Raw genomic sequence first — 18,266 nt, 5'->3', positions numbered from 1 at the left:
GAGTGCCCAATGACTCTACAGTGAAAGGAGATGTAGATTCTCAAAACCCTCAATAGGCTTGAATTCTAATAGACCCCAGAATCCGTTAGAACGAGATTCAGTCAAGCAGACTCAACGAGCTGGGGTTCTGGCTCTGGCTCCCGAATACCAATCATTTCTTCCAGTATCTCTGTTGAGACCGTATGTTCAAAGCGAACGCCTAGGAAAAAGTCGTAAACAAATCCCAGGAAGCCCTTCCGTTGGAAAATGCCAATCCTCTGATGGCAGTTTTTCTGATCCAGCAGCGGCTTCACGGCATGGTAGGCCGGTTCACATTTATACCAAGGGATGGAAGGCCATAAATGATGAATTAAATGGTAGTTTTGCCCCAGAATCAGCACATTTAAGACAGGATTGGCATAAACTCGGGCATTGCGCCAGCGGTTCCGCTCATGAAATGGACGATGGGGGAAATAGTCAAAAAAGAACCCTAAGGTTGTGCCTACAATTAAGGCTGGGACAAACCAAAAATTGAGCACGTAGTGGATAAAACCAAATTTACACGCACACCCGATTAGGGTCACGAGATATACGCGACTTAAAAACCATTCCAGCAACTCAAATTTGCGCCATAGCCGCCGTCTGAAGAAGAAAACTTCATGGTAAAAGAACCGAGGTGCGATCAACCACAATGGCCCACCTGTCGATACATAGTGGTCGGGATCATTATCAGGGTCATTCACAGCAGCATGATGCTGTAGATGGACCCGCGTAAAAACAGGAAAGGCAAATCCCAACATCAGCGCACTGCCATGCCCTAGCGCAGCATTCACCACACGATTGCGGTGGGCGACCTGATGACAAGCATCATGAATCACAGTGCCTGCAAAGTGAAGCGCCAAGGTATTCGCGATAAATGAACACCAACCTGGTATGGGCCACCTGTAGTGAGCATAGGTCGATCCCAGAAGCAGGGTCAGTCCACCGAAGAAAAGCAGCAGGGTCGGATTAAATGCCCCAGGCGGGCCGAGAAAGTGGAATGGAACCGTCTTGGGCTGTACCTTTGCTGTCATGTAGAGGCTTTCCTTAGCTCCGGTGGGATCATCATCTAGGAAGTATACGACAATTACAATAATTAATAAAGTTTTGTGACATTCCTGGCAGACGGTTGGAACATTGTCACTGTCCAATGGTCATAACGGGATATATCAGTTTTCTACATCAAAAATTTGAATCATTGTTGTCATCCTATTTGATTTAGATTACCCACATTACTGTTTTTGGGCTCCAGACGGTCTGGATGTCCTTGATTTAAGGAATTTTGAGGTACACTCCTATGGCGACTTTGAGGGTTAATCAACGCGCAATTCGCATCGCGACATCATCTAGTTTGGGAATTGCGATCGCACTCTTGAGTACAGGGTTAACCCCCAGTCTGGCTCAAGACAGTTCCGTCGACGACATTCCTGAAGTTGATCCAGACACCGGTGAACGGATTGATCCCGATGATCCTGACGCAGATGTGCGCACCCCGGATGATCCCGACATCACCTCCAGCACCCGTTTTTTCTGCCAATATACAGGCGGTGAATATACCGTTATGTACAACCCGAAAAGTCGGCCTAACGAAGCTTTTGCATGGGCAGTCCCTTCAGAGATGGGAGGAGGTTGGACCCCTGAACTTCGGTGTCAAGAAATTGCCCGACGCTTAGAAGAATACCGCCCTGATGGTTTGTTAGAGCTGCAAACTGGAACTGAGAATGGCTACAACACAGTTTGTGCCACATCTGAAGCCGATCAACGGTGTCGAATCGTTTTCACCGTTCCTCCTGGGCAAGATCCCACTACAACTCGCAATGCGGTCTTTGACAATCTAACGGTTGCGAACAGTGGTCAAACTACTCAGGGGGTCAATACTTTCGTCGGCAATGGCGGTAATGATTCCCTGGGCCAAATTGTCAATATTGGTCGCTCTCTCTTTGGCAAACGGAATCGTTCTTTTCAGGGCACACAACTTCGAGCTGGCATGAATCTAAGGCCCCATTTGGACCCCGCTGATGGCGGAACAGGAAGAGCCCTCCGCAAGGGCGTGCCGATTACGAAGCAACAGAATCGAACGAGAAACAGCAGCAAAGGACTCAGACTGCAGCCTGATCAATTCCGCTAGTCTGTAACAAACGGCTTTGGATGGGAAATGCCTACACCATCAACCGTTTTTAACCATACCTTTATGATGGATTGAAAAGCCTTGGCGATGCTACCAAGGCTTTCTGCGTTCCGGCCTATCCAGCGACGACTTGAGGGTGGGTGGGTTTAGCTTAAACTGCTCCTAGCTGGAACCGCTCCATTGGCCTCAGGGCAGAATCTATCTTGTTTGAGCGATAAATTCAAAATCATGATGTCCGTAAAATCTGATCCTGACTTCTGGGATAGAGCCCGCGTTCTCGCATGGCTTAGCGACCATGTCCCAAAGATTCGTATTCAACATATCCTCAGGGTCGAAGCCATGGCTGAAGACTTGGCCCAACGGCATCAGCTGGATCAGGAACAGGCTGCCAAGGCGGGCCTGATGCATGATCTTGCCAAATACTTTTCCCCAGAACAACTCCTGAGATTGGCGCAAGAGCACGATCTTCCCATTGATCCCATTGATGAAGCCAATCCTCACCTCTTGCATGCCTCAGTCAGTGCGTTGGTGGCCCAAGACACCTTTGGTATTACAGATTCTGAGATTTTGGATGCGATTAGTCACCATACTCTGGGGCAGCCCGAGATGAGCCCTTTAAGCTGTGTGGTCTTTCTGGCCGATAGTTTAGAACCGGGGCGAGGCGATCACCCCAAAGTGCAAGCAGCCCGCGAGATGAGTTACCAAAATCTTCATCGTGCTGTCGCATTGGTGTGTGATCTGACCTTGAAGCACTTGGTGAAAACCCATCGACTGATACATCCTCGCATGGTGTTCACTCGCAACTGGGCATGGTTAAAAATCAATCATCAAGACACGTAACACTGAAGTTCAGCAATCTTGACATCCAAGCCAAATTTCCTAGGTTAAGGTGGAGGAGATAGCTCTATTCATTCAAGACTTTTGGTTTCTTATCCTTCTGGACAATCAATACTGAATAATTCCTCAACCACCGCTCAAGACCTAGCCCAAACCCTAGCATTATGCTTAGCGGAAGTGGCTGATGACCGTAAAGGGGGCGATATTCTGGTGTTACAGGTCGCAGATGTCTCTTTTATTGCCGATTACTTTGTGATCGTCACTGGCTTTTCTCGGACCCAGGTGAGAGCGATTATCGAGTCCATGGAAAAAGCTGCTGAAGATACCTGCCAGAGGCACCCGATTCGCCAAGAAGGGAAAGCAGAAGGGACATGGGTCCTGCTCGATTATGGTGATGTGATCGCCCATGTGCTGATGCCAGAGCAGCGGGAATACTATGATTTAGAAGCTTTCTGGGGACATGCAGAGCATCTGCCTTTGCCGTTTCAATCCCCGAACGAGGCTTGAGTCCTTGGGGTGTCTGTGCCATCAGCAGTTGACAATCTACCCTAAAATTTTGAATACTAGATATTTGGCATACTTTTGTTCAGCTCGGATCAGGTTCATGCCCTAAACGCTGATGCTTCAGCATGGAGCGAGTATCAGATACCTGTACGGCTTATTGAGGCTCAAATACATGACTTTTGCAATTATCGAAACGGGTGGCAAGCAGCTAAGGGTTGAACCCGGTCGATTTTATGATGTAGATCGTCTGCCCAACGATGCAGATACGACACTCTCGTTGGATCAAGTGCTACTGGTTCATGATGGCAAAGAGGTGACGATCGGTCAGCCCTGGGTGAAAGGGGCTACGGTCGAAGTAACCGTTATGCAGCATCGCCGCGATCGCAAGATCATCGTTTACAAAATGCAACCGAAGAAAAAGACTCGCAAAAAGCGGGGGCATCGTCAAGAATTAACTCGATTAATGGTAGATGCGATTCACCTAGACGGCAAAGCCATTGGCGAAGCCAAGGCTAAAAAGACCGCCAAGTCAACCAAATCTAAACCTAAACCCGACCCTGAAGACGCAGCTGTAGCAGTTGAAGCTGAAGTGGTTGCCGATTAAATTAGCTAAACCAGCGGCATGACACTTAGCAACTCCCCCTAAATCATTAAATTATCGAAGAGGAAACCATGGCTCACAAGAAAGGAACAGGAAGCACCCGTAATGGCCGCGACTCCAATGCACAGCGCCTCGGTGTCAAAAGATATGGCGGTGAAGTCGTTCGAGCAGGCAACATTATTGTGCGTCAACGAGGAACAAAATTTCATCCTGGGACCAATGTGGGCCGAGGAAACGATGACACCTTGTTTGCGACCATTGACGGTATTGTCACGTTTGAGCGGAAAGGAAAATCTCGCAAGAAAGTGAGCGTCTATCCCGCTTAGAGCATAACGGCCAATTTCGGTTCCAATCCAAATTTCGATTCCAACAAATATTGAAGGCTTCCAGGAGCTGTGGTTTCATACTTCACAGCTCCTTTGCCTTACTAAAATCGACTCAGGGTCAATTCCCTCTGCGATGAAACTATGGCCGCTTTACCTCGTTCACAAGCGCCTTCAAAGCCCCCTGTGATTACCTTACTCACTGATTTTGGTCTAGCCGATGTCTATGTTGGCGTCATGAAAGGAGTCATAACAAGCATTTGTCCTGGGGCGCCTGTTATTGATTTAACCCACCAAATCTCTCCACAAAATATTGCCATGGGCAGTTTCCAGTTGGGGAATGCCTATGCTCATTTTCCCCAAAACACGATTCATGTCGGCGTCGTAGATCCAGGGGTGGGGAGTGACAGGCAAGCTGTAGCGGTTCAAACCCAATCCTGTACACTGGTAGGCCCCAATAACGGCCTATTTAGTCATATTTTGATGAAAGAAGAGGCCATCCTCACGGTTGAATTGACCAATAGCCAATACTGGTCTCTCGATCGCCCTAGCAACACTTTTCATGGCAGAGATATATTTGCCCCAGTTGCAGCTTATTTAGCGAAGGGTATCCCACTTCAAAACCTTGGAACAATTTTACCCAGCTCTATCTTAATCACACTCCCTGATATTGATTTTTGGCAACCGACCCAACAAGGCGGCGTCGGTAAAATTCAAGCCATTGACTATTTTGGCAACTTGATCACGAACATCCCTGCTATTAGGGTTCAAAACCACTCATGGCATCTAGTCGTTGACCAACATCCTATCCACAGCTCGACGGCCTACCACTCATCTGAAGAAAACCCAGATGTTCAAGCTCTCGTGGGCAGTCATGGTTGGCTAGAAATAGCCCTCCCCAATGGCAATGCTCATCAAGCTTTAAATATGAATATTGGAGATAGGGTAGAGCTTCAACTCCATGGTCAATCCATTGATTAATATGGATATCATCGGCCATTAAAATGGTTCCCCAAGCCATGTAATGGCATAGCTGTTATCTGAATCAAGTCATGTGAGATTTGAGATATGTTCACCTTCCTAGAAGCAACCTCAGAGACATACCAAGGGCACTTCGATGAATTTACAATTACCCAGACTGACCGTCTTGAAGTGTCCATCTATAGAGGCTCAATGCTGGTTGCTGCCATAGCTTTCGCAATGGGGTCCAGCTTAGTCTTGATCGTTGGCCCTCAGCCTTATATCCTCACCTTGCTGACGGGTCTGCTCCTTTGCTTTATCTTAGCCATCGGTATTAGCTTAGCGACGATTCACATTTATATGCGGGGCTTACATCGCCTGTTGCAATATTCATGGGCTATAGGCTCACTGTTTACTGCCTATATCGGCATAACTCAGACCGAACCGTTGCTAGCTACTGTTTATCATCAACCCCGCCATCTATTGGGTATGGGCTGGCTTTTTGTTGCCCTAACCGGCATTTATTTTAAGGAAGCTTTTTGCTTTAATCATGCCGAGACCAAACTTCTCACTGGTGTCGTACCAGTGCTGCTGATTGGACATTTATTGAGCTGGCTTCCTGTTGGTGTTGAACAAGGACTATTGGCTGCTTGGGCGAGTTTGTTTCTGATTTTTGCAATTCGAAAAATTACTAAACCCATTCCACCAGATATTGGCGATAAAAGTGTCTTCGAATATCTCCAACATCAACGCCGTCAACCCCAGTCTACAGACTTCGAAGAAGATCAAACTTGCTAACCTGGCAAGGGACACCTTACCCAGATCGTGGGTCGACTCATCGGGTAAATCATAAAGAAAGATTGACAGATTCTAAAGAAACCTGGACAATCAATATCCATCGCTATCCTATAGCGTGTGTTAAGTATCTGCTTGTATCGAAAACATACCTTGATCTGCAACAGTTGCAAATTCAAAGTAGTCTTGATACAAGTAGATTGCCTATATTACATCCAATCCACCGTGAGGAGTTAAGAAACAATGAAAATTAAATTGACTGCTTTAGCCATTCTCTTGGGTTTTTCCACTCTTTTGGGTGCTTGCCAAGATGGTGCGTCTGAATCCCCGAGTCCCGAAGAATCTCCCGCAGAGTCCCCTGCAGAATCCCCTGCTACTGAGTAGAAATTCTGCAGGTTAAAGCTGGGTTTTGCGATAGGTAGTGTCAAATAGCCGCTCTATGGCAGCTTATGGTATTTCCTTGTCTTTTTGACCAGCATGGTCAATTTGTAAGCAAGGATATTAGGTCTGTAAGCTGCCGAGTGCCTCTAAAGCTCCTTCGTCCACTCAGTTTGAAAGCTCTCGTAGAGATTAAGCAAGCTTGCGCTGATTATGTTCACGTAAGTCCTAATTTTGCATTGTGCGTTTGGACGGGGCTTGCCATTGAACAGAGCACCGTTTGATACCCGTCTATTTGCCTGGCTAAATACAAGCAAGCACTCTGTAACTCGCTGCTATAGTGCACACCAGGCTAGATTTAAGGAAGAGACTGTCTATATTGGAGAAACCCTAAAATTCACGATTAGCATACTTTCTAAAAATAAACCTATAAGGAAACGTGAGAACGATCATCTATCAGATAGATATTTGAAGCTGTAGATGGTACCAAACAAATCTATTTTCAAAAGCATTGTAAACCTTCAAATCATCACTCTGTTGTGCTCTTGAAGAAGGTTTAGATATGGTTGTAGGCTATTTTAGGAATGGAATAGCTCTGCTTCTCCCGACTGGTGCTTTCATCTTCACCATTCTGCGTAGAGGACACTCGAATCTAAACTGCTCTCCCATATATCTCCTAAGGTCTACTCATACAGGTATAGTAGCCATATATTAATCAAAATTACTGATTGTACCTATCCTAAAAGGTTAGGTATTTTCTGATGACCGCTTAGTTCTACACCTGTTTCTCAACAGCTTTGATGTCCAGTCACCGCTCAAAGCTACTCTGAGAAAAACGCGAGCTAAGGCATATGCAATCTCATTAAAATGCTTTTTGATTATCAAGATATATTTCGCTCCATTCAGTTGTAAGCACCCACAAAAGAAACTCATTGCCCTTATATTGAGTCTACTGAGGCAACACCTAGACTTTCCCTTCTAAGGTTTATCTAAATGATCGATAGGTTAGGAAATTACTGCCTGCATCTCAGAAATCGTCACTTTTTTCTTATTGATGTCTTTGCCTTCGCATTTATCCCTCTCTTTGCCCTAAGTTTGCGCTTGGACAGCGCGCTCGGGTTTGTTCTCACTTTTGAGCGCTATCAATCAGATCTGATGCTGGCCACCGTTCTTTTTATGATGATTAAGCTAACCGTTTTCTTGTCGGGGGGGTTGTACAAACATTATTGGCGTTACGCCAGTATCGATGAACTCAGCAATATCGCAGTTCTGACCGGCTCAGCTGTTATTCTGCAAATATTATCTTTTGCCGTACTCAAATCACTATCTGTTTTGTCTTTGCCTCGCTCTTTACCGTTCCTTGATGGTCTGTTGACCCTATTGGTAATTGGCAGCATCAGGTTTAGCATTCGTGCCTTAGAGAGGAAAAAGCGTCAAAGTGAATTTTCTGCCCGCAGAGACTTAAGAAAAAGGGCACTGATCGTGGGGGCTGGCAATGCGGGTGTCTCTCTCGTCCAAGAGTTAGAACGTAGCCCTCATATTGGTTTAATACCTGTCGCGTTTGTAGATGATAATCCTGACAAACTCAACTTAAGAATAAGGGGTTTGCCAGTCGTGGGAAGTAGGAATGTCATTCCTGATGTGATCCAATCTTGGCATATTCAAACAGTGATTATTGCCATGCCATCTCTGTCTGGCAGAAGCTTAAGAGATATCGTAGCTTTGTGCCAAATGACAGGTGTTGAGACTTTAACGTTGCCTGCATTGCAAGATGTTTTGGTAGGGCCTCAAAAACTACAGAACAGTATCAGAGAGGTTCAAATTGAAGACCTACTCCGTCGAGAACCGATTCAAACAGATATTGAAGGAGTACGCCTGCTTTTAAGAGGTAAGCGCGTCTTAGTAACGGGGGCAGGCGGATCAATTGGGAGTGAACTCTGTCGACAAATCTTTCGATGTTCTCCTTCTGAGCTCATTCTTTTGGGCCATGGAGAGAATTCTGTATTTCAAATTCAACAGGAACTGATGCAGGTTCGGTTAGCGCAAAAGAACAAGTATGGTCACAATGGTTCTGGCCAACCCTATCCCAAACTCACCTCCTTTATTGCTGATCTCCGGCATCCTTCTCGTTTACGATTTGTTTTTGAACAATACCAACCTGAGGTCGTGTTCCATGCGGCGGCTCACAAACATGTGCCCTTGATGGAAAATAATGCACCAGAAGCTATCACCAATAATGTTCTAGGCACAAAATCACTCACGGATTTGGCCGTTGAGTTTCGAGTTAAGCATTTTGTGATGATCTCGACGGACAAGGCCGTTAACCCCACGAGCATCATGGGGGCCAGTAAGCGGGTTGCTGAGATGATTGTTTTAAAGGCAGCCCAAACGAGCGGCATTCCCTTCGTTGTCGTTCGATTTGGTAATGTTCTGGGGAGTCGAGGCAGCGTGATTCCCACGTTTAAGCAGCAGATAGCGGTTGGTGGACCTGTAACGGTTACACATCCCGACATATGTAGATATTTCATGACTATCCCCGAAGCAGTGCAATTGGTCCTGCAAGCGGTTGTGATTAGCCCTGGGGGAGAGATTTTGATGTTGAATATGGGCGAACCTGTGAAGATCGTCGATTTAGCAAAAGACTTGATTTGTCTATCGGGCTATCAGGTCGGCAAAGATATCGAAATTTCTTATACAGGTTTACGCCCGGGTGAGAAGTTATTTGAAGAGTTATTCTTACCTAATGAAGAGTACCAAAAAACAGAACATGAAAAGTTGCTCATTGTCAAAAATGCCAGCAAGAATATCCCAGGTCAACTCCTGCAAAATGTCACTGATTTATTGCAGTCTGCATCTATCAATGATTCAATAGAAATTCGCTTCTTACTCCAAAAGTTAGTGCCTGGATACCAAGCCGAAGACATCATCTCCTATCGTTACAAACAAACCAATACTCAATAAAAAATTCAGCATAGAAGAGTTAGATTTTTTGTCAGTGATTATATTTGCCTTAAGATTTCATAGAGCTTCTTACTGTGTCTGATTCACCTAGTTTATTACAGAGCTATTTCATTCTAGAAGCATCCATGATCGCGAGTGATGGCATATGTCATGAGAAATGAGCAACCAGCATATCATCGCTCATTTTTGAATGAAATAGCCCTAGACTAGGTATAGATAGCTTGGGTAAGAATTGTTCTTTAAGATGAACTACCATCTCACAATATTTTTGAAAAGCATACTCATTCTCTCCAGACTGAATGGCTTGAACGCACTTACGAATAATGACATAAAGTTCTCGATAAATTAGTTCGGAATCCTCGGACTCATCTATTCTGCGAACAATCAAAGGAGAGTAGCGATAATAGTAATCAACTAATTCTTTTCCGTTGCGTTTCATTAATATAAAACTATCGCGAAAGCTTCTTAAAACCATTAGTTCTTCACAATCATCATCTAAATCTCTAGCTCTTACACATGCGGTCGTGATATAGCATTTGAATTTACAGCCTTCTTCCGCAAGACTATCATCAATTTCTTTTGGAATTTCACCAACATTAATTTCCTCTTTAAGGTCATTGAAAGACTTTTTATCTCGACCAGCATATCTCTCTATCCAAGCTAAATCCTTTGGATTTTCAAGATCTAGCTCTCCATCCCAACTCCCGCCTAAGGTTAGAAATGCATTTAAGAATTTCGTTGCATTGCCTTTCTTTACCCACGAAATAAGAATAAGATTTCTGATCGCTCTCGGTGAAGAATCGCAGAGTATTGATTTTGCCTCTTCTACCCAATCTTCATCCTGATAGTCTTCTAGTAATAATTGATACCCCTTTTTTCTCTTGGTATCCCAGTCTTTCTGAATAGGGATAAACCCATATCTAGCCCAGACAAATATTCCATCTTGGCGTCCACCTATTGCAGATGCCTTCAGTTTTACTGTCTTGACTTTATTATCCTTGAATAAGGGGATGAGTGCCTCACTAAAGACTTCTCGACCTCCTTTGTCTCCACCGTAAGCTTCAATCGTTTCAATATATGCCTCTAGTTGACTATTAACCTCTCTAAAAACTTTATTAATTGAAAACTTTCTGTCTTTGGATTCGAAATTAACATCTATTTTTAGCCTGAGTGAGATTCCGATATCTGAATTATCGCTCTCTTCTATAATGTCGACACTAATTGGAGTTTCTGATTCTATTTTAGTTAAGTTGCTATCAAGAATTGGGCCAATAATACCTGAAAATGTTGTTGGCCCTAAATACTTATTCCAAAAAGCTTCACCTTTTTCTGTTACTCTTGACTTCGACACTATTTCAGATTTCTCTGGATTATCAAGATCACTTCGTAGATATGTCCCTTCCTTGATATTGGGGTAGGTATCTTGCAACTTTTCGATTTCTTTGGGCCTGTCCGCGTTCTCAATAAATTTGCCGCGTATCACCCCATCACCATCAGATAATTCAGGGATTATGAAATCCTGCTCTCCGTTATTTTTTAGTTGATATTCTCCGGGTCGAAAAAGGGTTGACTGCCGCTGAATCCAAGGTTGCACTAACTCTCCTGATGGATTGGGAACTTTGTTCATCCAAGGTGTCCCCAACCGTGCCCACTTCTGCTGTTGAATCTTCCATTCTGCTAACCCCTCCGCATTTGACTGAGCTTGTATTGTTGGTGGCTGTATCCCAAGAGATTGAGTAGTTCTCAATGCTTTTGTTTGATCCGTTGGGACGGGGGAGGAGTCTTTTTTCTTACGGTCGTAAGTACGCATCAACAACAGCTCCCAGCATAGCGAGTCAATATTCACCCAGGCTCAACAAATTACTCACAAAGCCTTGTTGAGAGGGCTACTTCCAGCCTATAGGGGTTTCAGCCACAAATTGCCTCACTTTTGTATCAGTTTCACTCATTGGATCGATTTATTCTTTGGAGTCGCCTTCTTCGGACACTGCTATCAGCCCTGACCGAGGCTAAAGCCAACATTTCATAAGCATGGTGCGGGAGTCCTTTGCTAAGGTCCTCAGTAAGGCATAAAATTTAGGGCTTTTCTGCACCAATAAGCGATGACACACCAGAGGAATCATGATGTGCTCAAAAAAAACACCGACAAGCTGAACCAACCTGCCGGACGTATGTGTGTTCCCCAATGACGACTCAGATAGCACTAAGTCTCCTCTAATATGGCTGCCCTAAAATGGAGTGTGTGTGATCTGAATCACGTTTGTAATGGCTTACAGATTTAGCCTGTTAAAAACGAAGGATGGCTACACCCTGAATCATCATAAAATGTGTGGATTCATGGCAAATTGATCCTGGGAAAGACAGCGTTTTCAGTCGGCTCCACTTAGTAAATTCCAGGAGAAAAAAGTTTTTTTCTCTGGATAAAATCGTTATAAATACCGAAGCATAAGGCTTTTAGATGGGGCAAATTTGTGTATACAAGCACATTTTGTTCGGAACGCACCCATGTATAATCCCTCATTGACAGAAGAAAACCGTTCTCAGGTTAGCCCCGTGATCGCTCCTCGTAAGCATACATCTCTGTATGACTGGTTAGAGGAAAATGGTCGTTTCCGTCAGCATGAGGACTCCGATTTCGATTGGTCTACAGATGATGATGAGCTGCTATCAGAATATTCCAATAGTAGTGAAGAGAACTATGAACCAATGGCTGCCTAAGCTTTTTGGCGTTTAGTAGCGCGCTCAAGTTCACCCTTATTTTGTGCAGATACTGATACACCCGTTTGTCTAGGTGGAGTGACCAGAATAAGCTGAATTGACTCGATCTATAAGGTGCAATAAAGCTTGATCCATCCCATGAGTAGAATCGAGTTGCGACCTGGCTTTGGTATGGGAGCGCCATTGCCACTCGCTATACTCCTTTGGGTCTAGTTGAATCTGTTGTTTTTCTGCTGGGGTCAACGTCACTTCAAAAGTAATATTTAAGCTATGCAAACCTCGGTCTTGAGGCGATTGCTGTCGATAGGCGAAACAGGTGGAATAGACCCCTAGGTAGTGAAAGCGATCTTTTGCGATCGCAAGTCCTGCTTCTTCCGTGGCTTTGCGTTGGGCAGATTGTAGGGGAGATTCTCCAGCAATCATCCGGCCCCCAATCACCCACCAAGATTTTTGGGGGTAAGTACAGCGCTTTGCTAGCAGCACCTGTTGTTGATGGGTAAAGACGAGATCGACACAGGCAATCACCAGATGATCCAAGGCTTGACTGAAAATCTCTGTTGGTAATCTGGCATCACTCTCTACCTGATAGGCCCGATCCGGTTCACGATAATGGGGCACTTCAGAACAGAGATCGGCAGGGTTCGGTTTCTCGAAGGGCACTGAAATCTCCTCGATCAGCTCATCGGAGTGGATCTCAAGGCTGAGATCGCAATGCATCCCCACCCCACTAAAAAGGCGACGCCACCCAAGGGTGTAATCGGGCCAAACCACTTTATTCCAAATAGGCTCAATCCATACAGGCTGCCAGAAAATAAAACAATGCCTGCGATAAAAGCATAGCCAGCGAGAGTGAGTAACCCTTCTCCTCCTTCTGTATGGCTTGAAATTAGGGAGACTAAGATCAGAGCCAGGGCATGGTACATCTGATATTTGGTACCGGTCTCGAAAATGTGTTGCGATCTCTCACTCAGTTGTGCTTTGAGGGCGTGGGAGGCAAAGGCTCCGGCTGCCACAGAAAGCCCCCCAAACATTGAGCCCGCCAATAGGAATAGTTTCGCCATGACGTCCTGTTTTTCCTAATCAGACTAACATTATGGATCACGGCGTTGTTTGAATTCATTTTTGGAGCTGCTAAGGTACACGCTTATCCCCATCCACTCATACCACCAAAGACACTATTCAGCTAAGGAGTGCCATATTCTAATCCTTTGGTGGTCAACACCTTGACGATCTCACTAGGTCTTTGGATAAATCCCATTACCATTACTGGGGTGCGCTTGTATTTGTAGCCCCAATGAGTACGACACCAATTGTGGATTAACCGCTGCGCATTCAATGCTCCTAGTAGTCCCTCAGCCTTTTTTGCATAGTGGTTCCGGTGTTTTCGATAGGCATTAGCCCGTCGTCTCAAAGAACTATTGAGGGTTTCATTATGATGGACATGGACTTCGCGCTTGGAGCTAATGGCAGCCCTCTTATTTCCTAACGCGATTCAAATTCTCGATTTCTTCCATTTCAGTGAATACCTGTGGAATGTGGCGAGACAGGCCTTTGAGGATGAGCAAAAGCAAAAGGGCTGGGTAGATACGCAGCAAGGGATACTCAAGCAATTGCAATGGCACAGCGTTATTCAGGCTGCGTAGCGCTTACGATTCTGAGCGCGCTTTTTTGCAAAAAAAATAGATTGATATTAATCAGTGAATATTTGGGTATGATGAAAATTGAGGGAGCAGATGCTCTAAATTAAAATCCTCACTTGCACTGTGGTTTGATTAGGAGACCATTGTTCCCTCCCCTAATTTCTTAAGTTTCAATACTCAAAAAAACAGTTAGACGGACAGAACTTACTGGTCTTCCCGACCAGGACTATTTCATTCTCAAAACATCTATCAGAACCGCTAGCGGTTCTTCACGGCGTCGCTTCGCCTGAGTCATATTGGTAAATCCATGTTTTCGATTACGCTTTTTATGGATTCCAGGGAGCTACTTGAGAAGACACTTTAAAAGAGCTGAAATTAGCCCTTTACCACGCTTCCGAATGTTGCGGAAAAACTCAAAGGGCTCATGAATAATCCAGGCTTCCATCAGGATTTAGTGTTTTTCTTGAACGGCAATGCTTGATTGATACCATCGATCTCCCGCTGCTCATCCTCATTGATTTCATCAATATAGTGATGAAAAATTTGCTGAAGGCGAGGGGCATAAAATCGGTGCAAACTGTAGTTTGGCGTTGCTCGAAACCCCCGTCTCTTCTTATGTCGCCCCCCTGCCCCAGGATCAAACCGCTGAATCCCTTGAGCCACTGCCCATTCAATGGGTGAATAATAGCAAGCCTCAAAATGTAAACAGTCGAACTCCTGATCGCTGCCCCAATAGCGGCCATAGAGTTGCTCACCTTTTCGTAGGCAAAAAGACATGCCGACCGGTTGTTGCGTATTCCCCGCTGGATAGGCGGCCACAAACATCACTCGATGAGCATAGGTCGATTGCAGATCTAGAAAAAAACGCCGGGTCAGATACTTGCTACCCCACATAAACTTGTCGCAAGTATCCTGGTAATAATGATGCATTCGACCATAGAGGAAGTCAGGAATCTCTTCCCCTTGATACGTGTGGAGTTCTAGACCCGCTTTGGTAACACTCTTCCGTTCCCGCTTGATATTGCGACGTTGATTGGCGTTAAACGCCTCCAGATAATGATCAAACGTTGAAAAACCTTCGTTCTGCCAGATATAGCTGTGATGCAGCCAGCCCTTAAAACCGTGCTGTTCAATCACGGGCTGCCAATCTGGATCAACAAACAGGAAGTGGCAACCTGATAAGTTATTCTGAGCACAAAAGCCATCGATGACCTGGACCATCAACCCCGTCAGCATATCCTCATCTTCATCGGGGGCAATTAAAAATCGATAACCCTCCGCAGGGGTAAAGGGCGTCATCCCCAAGAGCTTGGGATAATACTCAATTCCCATGCGGTAGGCCACATCCGCCCACTGGTGATCAAACACAAACTCGCCATAGCTATGACCTTTGACATAGAGCGGAGCGGCAGCTACTAGGGTTTGATCCCGCCAAATGGTTAGGTGTTGCGGTAACCACCCCTTGCGTGCGATCGCACTTCCCGACGTCTCTAAATTATTCAGCCAGTGCCACTCTAAAAAAGGCGTTTTTAGGGGGACCGCCAAATCATCCCAAGCCTGCTGCGGAATCTGTCCAATCTGCTCAAACCACTGAACGGAGTAGCGAGGTTGGGGTTGGGTTACCATAGCCGAAAAAATGAACTGTTTCTAAGGTAATAGAAACCGCTCAATTAGGGTATGGTCTCTAGTCGTCGATTACTTTGACTGACGTACAGGATCAACGGGTTGGGGAGAGGCGTTAGATTTCTCGGTGGCACCTGAATCCTGGGGCATGGCTTGCTTCGATTCCCTAATTTCTTGTTGGAGGTCAAAGGGTTGAATATCCTGAAGGCTGTCAATCTTAGCAAGGTTGATCAAAGACAAAACCAACCCAGTATCAGGAGTGAGGGCTTTGATCAGAGCGTCTGGAGAGGTATTGCGACCGCTTTTAATCAGTTCTGTCAGCGTTAAGCTGCTGCCTTCCGGGCGATATACCACCAGGTACTTCTGTTTCCCTAGCGTGATCGTTTGGCCTTGGGTGTAGTAGATATTGGTTCTCAAGGCGGATTGGAACAAACCAGATATCCCAAACAGCATGGCGGGTCCTAGCGTGTCTTGATTCAAACTCAACCGTTGCCAGCTATTGTTGAGGGTCTTGAGCTGTAACTTCATCGGGGTATCCGCTAATACCTGGGTGAGTTCGTTGGCGGATAGGGGCGCTGCGAATAGGGCTAAGGCGGTTGCGATCGCACCCATATAACCAGCAATCCTACATTTGATCTTCAAGTAAGACATTGCCTCTCCTCTAACACTTCACTAGTTTTGCCCTCACTAGCTTAAGCGCTAACCAACCATTCGAACCGCCAATCAATTCTAGGGTGTAATCAAAATAAACAGTCTGCAAGGAGGCTTATCATACCGTCCTGCACCATCGCGGACTGATGATTAGGTACTCTCGGTGAGGTCTTGCTTGATTTTACTGAACCTGCCGATCTTGAGGACTGGTTGCAGGACAATCAACCTGATCGGTGGTGAGGGCCGCATTGACCCTACCCGTATCTTCAAATTCTCTTTGGAACCAGCCCACCGCAACTGATCCTAAACTAAATAGTAGAAGCTCAAGCTCACAGTAATTTCTGAAGAATTATTCAGAAAGATTATCCCTGTGCTGACTCCAACAGTTTGGCTCCTGGCAACCCAATACCGAAAAGATAAATTTATGGCTGATACCATTACACCTGAAATTAGCGATCGCATCTGCAAACATATGAATGAAGACCATGCGGATGCAGTCCTCCTCTATGCCAAAGCCTATGGCAAAGTCGCCGAGGCAGAAGCCGCCCAGCTCGTCAAAGTTGATCCAGAAGGTATGGACTTATCTGTGGACGCTGAAAGTGGAAAGACCACCGTTCGCATTGCTTTTGACCACATCCTCCAAGATTCTGAAGATGCCCATCAAACGATGATCGCAATGGTGAAAACAGCCCGAACCCAAATGGCTTAGGTTTTGGGGATTTGCCGAGGCCGTTTTCGCTTGGGACGGACTAAACGAGGGACGTTCACCTTTTTGACCGCTAACCCCGACAGTCCTCCCGCTGCCAGGGCAAAGACTGGATTGACCATGGCGTTCACGAGGCAGTCCAGCCCATAGATAATCACAGCGACTGATAAGGCGGCTACGGGGGCTGCGGCTGGATGGGTCCAATTCCCAACCGGAATCCGTCTGACCAAAATAAGAATGGGCAGGACAAGGGTGGTCATTAAACTGATTAACCCTACTAATCCATGATTGCCAAAGGCGATGATCCACAGGCTGTCTGTCACAGAGATATCTCGACCTTGTTGGTCATAGACTCGGGCTCTGCCCCAGCCTCCCCAGCCGAAAACTGGCCTGACTCGGGCTTTGGCAGAGAGCAGTCGTTCATTTTGCAATCGGAAACTCAAAGATGCTGCTCGTTCAGGACCCGTGATTTGACTAGCGGTGGCGATTAACGGGCGAGTATAGGTGGGGGTGAGTAACCCGGTCGAACTTACGGTTAGATATCCCGCCATCAAGACCGCAATCAGCCAAATCGCAAGGCTGGAACGCATCCACGAAACGGCAAACAGCAAAACCAAGCTGATCAGTAACAGAGCATAAGCTCCCGTGGACTTGACGAGGATAAAAGTGACTCCCAGTGCCAGGATCCACCAGATCATCGAGATATTCCAGAGTTGGGTGAGGGTCCCGGCTCGCCAGAGCCAAATGGCCATTAACGTCGCGCTCATCATCCAAACCCCAACCATCAACCCATGCTCCATAAACACTGTGGGTCTAAACCCTCCGAGGCGCATCGTTTGCTCAAAGGAATGGGCATGGTAGCCATAAATCCAGCGGTGAAGTTGTGGACTTAATCGGACTTCCAGCAAGCATAAGGGAACGTAGAGAATGCCGCCGATGATCATGCCAATAGCGAGCTGCTTAAGCCCCCCGAGATTCCCCAGATACAGTCGCCCTAAAAAATAGGGAAATCCCCAAGTGACGGTTTGGTTGAGGGCTTGAGCGAGGCCATCGTAGAGCCCTAGGCCATTGGTTAAAGACGATGCCAGCGGACAGAGACACCAGATCACCATCGGCAGATCAATCCAGCTCCATTGGAATCGCCGAAACCGCTTGGCATCGAAAATAAAGGTGGCTAGGACGATGCCATAGCAGGTTGCCGCCATCTTAGTTAAATCAGGTAATCCCGGCAGGGGAAAACTGACTTGAGGTAGGAAAAGCCAAGCGCCAATAAAGCTGAGGACTAAGGCCCGCTGGACGGGGAGCTGCTTGAATAGATAGAGAACAAACGGAATCCAGCCAAGCATCACAAGTAACACAAGAAGGTTCATAGGCTAAGGATGGGGGCTGAGGGTGGGTAGAGTCACTAAGCTAGAGAGGGATG

The 18,266-nt window shown here is 46.0% G+C and carries 20 protein-coding genes and 1 pseudogene; 13 read left to right on the top strand and 8 right to left on the bottom strand.

Features of this window, described 5'->3' with window-relative positions:
• Positions 1-101 precede the first annotated feature (101 nt).
• Positions 102-1,052, bottom strand: a complete 951-nt coding sequence (crtR, locus tag Q0991_RS00860; protein WP_299484631.1) for a beta-carotene hydroxylase — start codon at positions 1,050-1,052, stop codon at positions 102-104.
• Between the two features lie 263 nt (positions 1,053-1,315).
• Between crtR and Q0991_RS00855 the strand changes: the two genes are divergently transcribed.
• From Q0991_RS00855 to Q0991_RS00815, 9 genes are all read left to right on the top strand, one after another.
• Positions 1,316-2,146: a COP23 domain-containing protein gene (locus tag Q0991_RS00855; protein WP_299484629.1), complete on the top strand. Its 831-nt coding sequence runs from the start codon at positions 1,316-1,318 to the stop codon at positions 2,144-2,146.
• A gap of 228 nt (positions 2,147-2,374) precedes the next feature.
• The gene (gene yqeK / locus Q0991_RS00850; RefSeq protein WP_366524862.1) at positions 2,375-2,986 is read left to right on the top strand and encodes a bis(5'-nucleosyl)-tetraphosphatase (symmetrical) YqeK; all 612 of its coding nucleotides are present in this window, start codon (positions 2,375-2,377) and stop codon (positions 2,984-2,986) included.
• A gap of 81 nt (positions 2,987-3,067) precedes the next feature.
• Positions 3,068-3,490 (top strand): ribosome silencing factor, encoded by a 423-nt coding sequence (rsfS, locus tag Q0991_RS00845; protein ID WP_299484626.1) that lies wholly within the window; start codon positions 3,068-3,070, stop codon positions 3,488-3,490.
• Between the two features lie 169 nt (positions 3,491-3,659).
• On the top strand, positions 3,660-4,091 hold the full coding sequence (rplU, locus tag Q0991_RS00840) for a 50S ribosomal protein L21 (RefSeq protein WP_299484624.1): 432 nt from the start codon (positions 3,660-3,662) through the stop codon (positions 4,089-4,091).
• A 68-nt stretch (positions 4,092-4,159) separates the two neighbouring features.
• Complete coding sequence (gene rpmA / locus Q0991_RS00835) at positions 4,160-4,414, top strand: 50S ribosomal protein L27 (RefSeq protein ID WP_299484622.1); 255 nt, start codon at positions 4,160-4,162, stop codon at positions 4,412-4,414.
• A 141-nt stretch (positions 4,415-4,555) separates the two neighbouring features.
• Entirely contained in the window at positions 4,556-5,392 is an 837-nt protein-coding gene (locus tag Q0991_RS00830) for an SAM-dependent chlorinase/fluorinase (RefSeq protein WP_299484620.1), read from the top strand.
• Positions 5,393-5,479: 87 nt separating this feature from the next.
• The gene (locus Q0991_RS00825) at positions 5,480-6,169 is read left to right on the top strand and encodes a DUF2301 domain-containing membrane protein (protein ID WP_299484618.1); all 690 of its coding nucleotides are present in this window, start codon (positions 5,480-5,482) and stop codon (positions 6,167-6,169) included.
• Positions 6,170-6,409: 240 nt separating this feature from the next.
• On the top strand, positions 6,410-6,550 hold the full coding sequence (locus Q0991_RS00820) for a hypothetical protein (protein WP_299484616.1): 141 nt from the start codon (positions 6,410-6,412) through the stop codon (positions 6,548-6,550).
• Between the two features lie 987 nt (positions 6,551-7,537).
• The gene (locus Q0991_RS00815; protein ID WP_299484614.1) at positions 7,538-9,505 is read left to right on the top strand and encodes a nucleoside-diphosphate sugar epimerase/dehydratase; all 1,968 of its coding nucleotides are present in this window, start codon (positions 7,538-7,540) and stop codon (positions 9,503-9,505) included.
• A 148-nt stretch (positions 9,506-9,653) separates the two neighbouring features.
• Here Q0991_RS00815 and Q0991_RS00810 read toward each other — a convergent pair whose 3' ends face one another.
• Positions 9,654-11,315: a CFI-box-CTERM domain-containing protein gene (locus Q0991_RS00810; RefSeq protein ID WP_299484612.1), complete on the bottom strand. Its 1,662-nt coding sequence runs from the start codon at positions 11,313-11,315 to the stop codon at positions 9,654-9,656.
• 695 nt (positions 11,316-12,010) lie between these two features.
• On the opposite strand from Q0991_RS00810, the gene Q0991_RS00805 reads away from it, so the two are divergent.
• Positions 12,011-12,223, top strand: a complete 213-nt coding sequence (locus Q0991_RS00805) for a DUF3134 family protein (protein ID WP_299484610.1) — start codon at positions 12,011-12,013, stop codon at positions 12,221-12,223.
• A gap of 69 nt (positions 12,224-12,292) precedes the next feature.
• On the opposite strand, the gene Q0991_RS00800 is transcribed toward Q0991_RS00805, so the two are convergent.
• The 3 genes and pseudogenes from Q0991_RS00800 to Q0991_RS00790 form a co-directional block, all read right to left on the bottom strand.
• Positions 12,293-12,883, bottom strand: a complete 591-nt coding sequence (locus tag Q0991_RS00800) for an NUDIX hydrolase (protein ID WP_299484609.1) — start codon at positions 12,881-12,883, stop codon at positions 12,293-12,295.
• Between the two features lie 14 nt (positions 12,884-12,897).
• On the bottom strand, positions 12,898-13,284 hold the full coding sequence (locus tag Q0991_RS00795; protein WP_299484607.1) for a DUF423 domain-containing protein: 387 nt from the start codon (positions 13,282-13,284) through the stop codon (positions 12,898-12,900).
• A 122-nt stretch (positions 13,285-13,406) separates the two neighbouring features.
• Positions 13,407-13,691, bottom strand: a pseudogene (locus tag Q0991_RS00790) (IS1 family transposase); the annotation flags it as partial.
• Between Q0991_RS00790 and Q0991_RS00785 the strand changes: the two are divergent.
• Complete coding sequence (locus Q0991_RS00785) at positions 13,687-13,866, top strand: hypothetical protein (protein WP_299484605.1); 180 nt, start codon at positions 13,687-13,689, stop codon at positions 13,864-13,866. The pseudogene Q0991_RS00790 and the gene Q0991_RS00785 overlap by 5 nt on opposite strands.
• Before the next feature lie 441 nt (positions 13,867-14,307).
• Here the strand turns inward: Q0991_RS00785 and Q0991_RS00780 are convergent, their stop codons facing one another.
• Both Q0991_RS00780 and Q0991_RS00775 read right to left on the bottom strand, forming a co-directional pair.
• Positions 14,308-15,489: a GNAT family N-acetyltransferase gene (locus Q0991_RS00780; protein WP_299484603.1), complete on the bottom strand. Its 1,182-nt coding sequence runs from the start codon at positions 15,487-15,489 to the stop codon at positions 14,308-14,310.
• Between the two features lie 69 nt (positions 15,490-15,558).
• Positions 15,559-16,137 (bottom strand): hypothetical protein, encoded by a 579-nt coding sequence (locus Q0991_RS00775; RefSeq protein WP_299484601.1) that lies wholly within the window; start codon positions 16,135-16,137, stop codon positions 15,559-15,561.
• Between the two features lie 171 nt (positions 16,138-16,308).
• Here Q0991_RS00775 and Q0991_RS25025 point away from each other — a divergent pair, with 171 nt between their 5' ends.
• Together Q0991_RS25025 and Q0991_RS00770 are read left to right on the top strand one after the other, a co-directional pair.
• Positions 16,309-16,377, top strand: a complete 69-nt coding sequence (locus tag Q0991_RS25025) for a hypothetical protein (RefSeq protein WP_366524863.1) — start codon at positions 16,309-16,311, stop codon at positions 16,375-16,377.
• A 184-nt stretch (positions 16,378-16,561) separates the two neighbouring features.
• Positions 16,562-16,846, top strand: coding sequence for a DUF2470 domain-containing protein (locus tag Q0991_RS00770; protein WP_299484633.1), 285 nt, complete (start codon positions 16,562-16,564; stop codon positions 16,844-16,846).
• Here Q0991_RS00770 and Q0991_RS00765 read toward each other — a convergent pair.
• Entirely contained in the window at positions 16,843-18,213 is a 1,371-nt protein-coding gene (locus tag Q0991_RS00765; RefSeq protein ID WP_299484599.1) for an O-antigen ligase domain-containing protein, read from the bottom strand. The two genes, Q0991_RS00770 and Q0991_RS00765, sit on opposite strands and share 4 nt — an antisense overlap.
• Between the last annotated feature and the right edge of the window lie 53 nt (positions 18,214-18,266).

It is taken from the genome of Acaryochloris sp. IP29b_bin.137 (assembly GCF_028285745.1).
Lineage (GTDB): Bacteria > Cyanobacteriota > Cyanobacteriia > Thermosynechococcales > Thermosynechococcaceae > Acaryochloris.
Note: the sequence above shows the minus strand (reverse complement) of the source record. Positions and strands in the feature narration are given on the sequence as shown.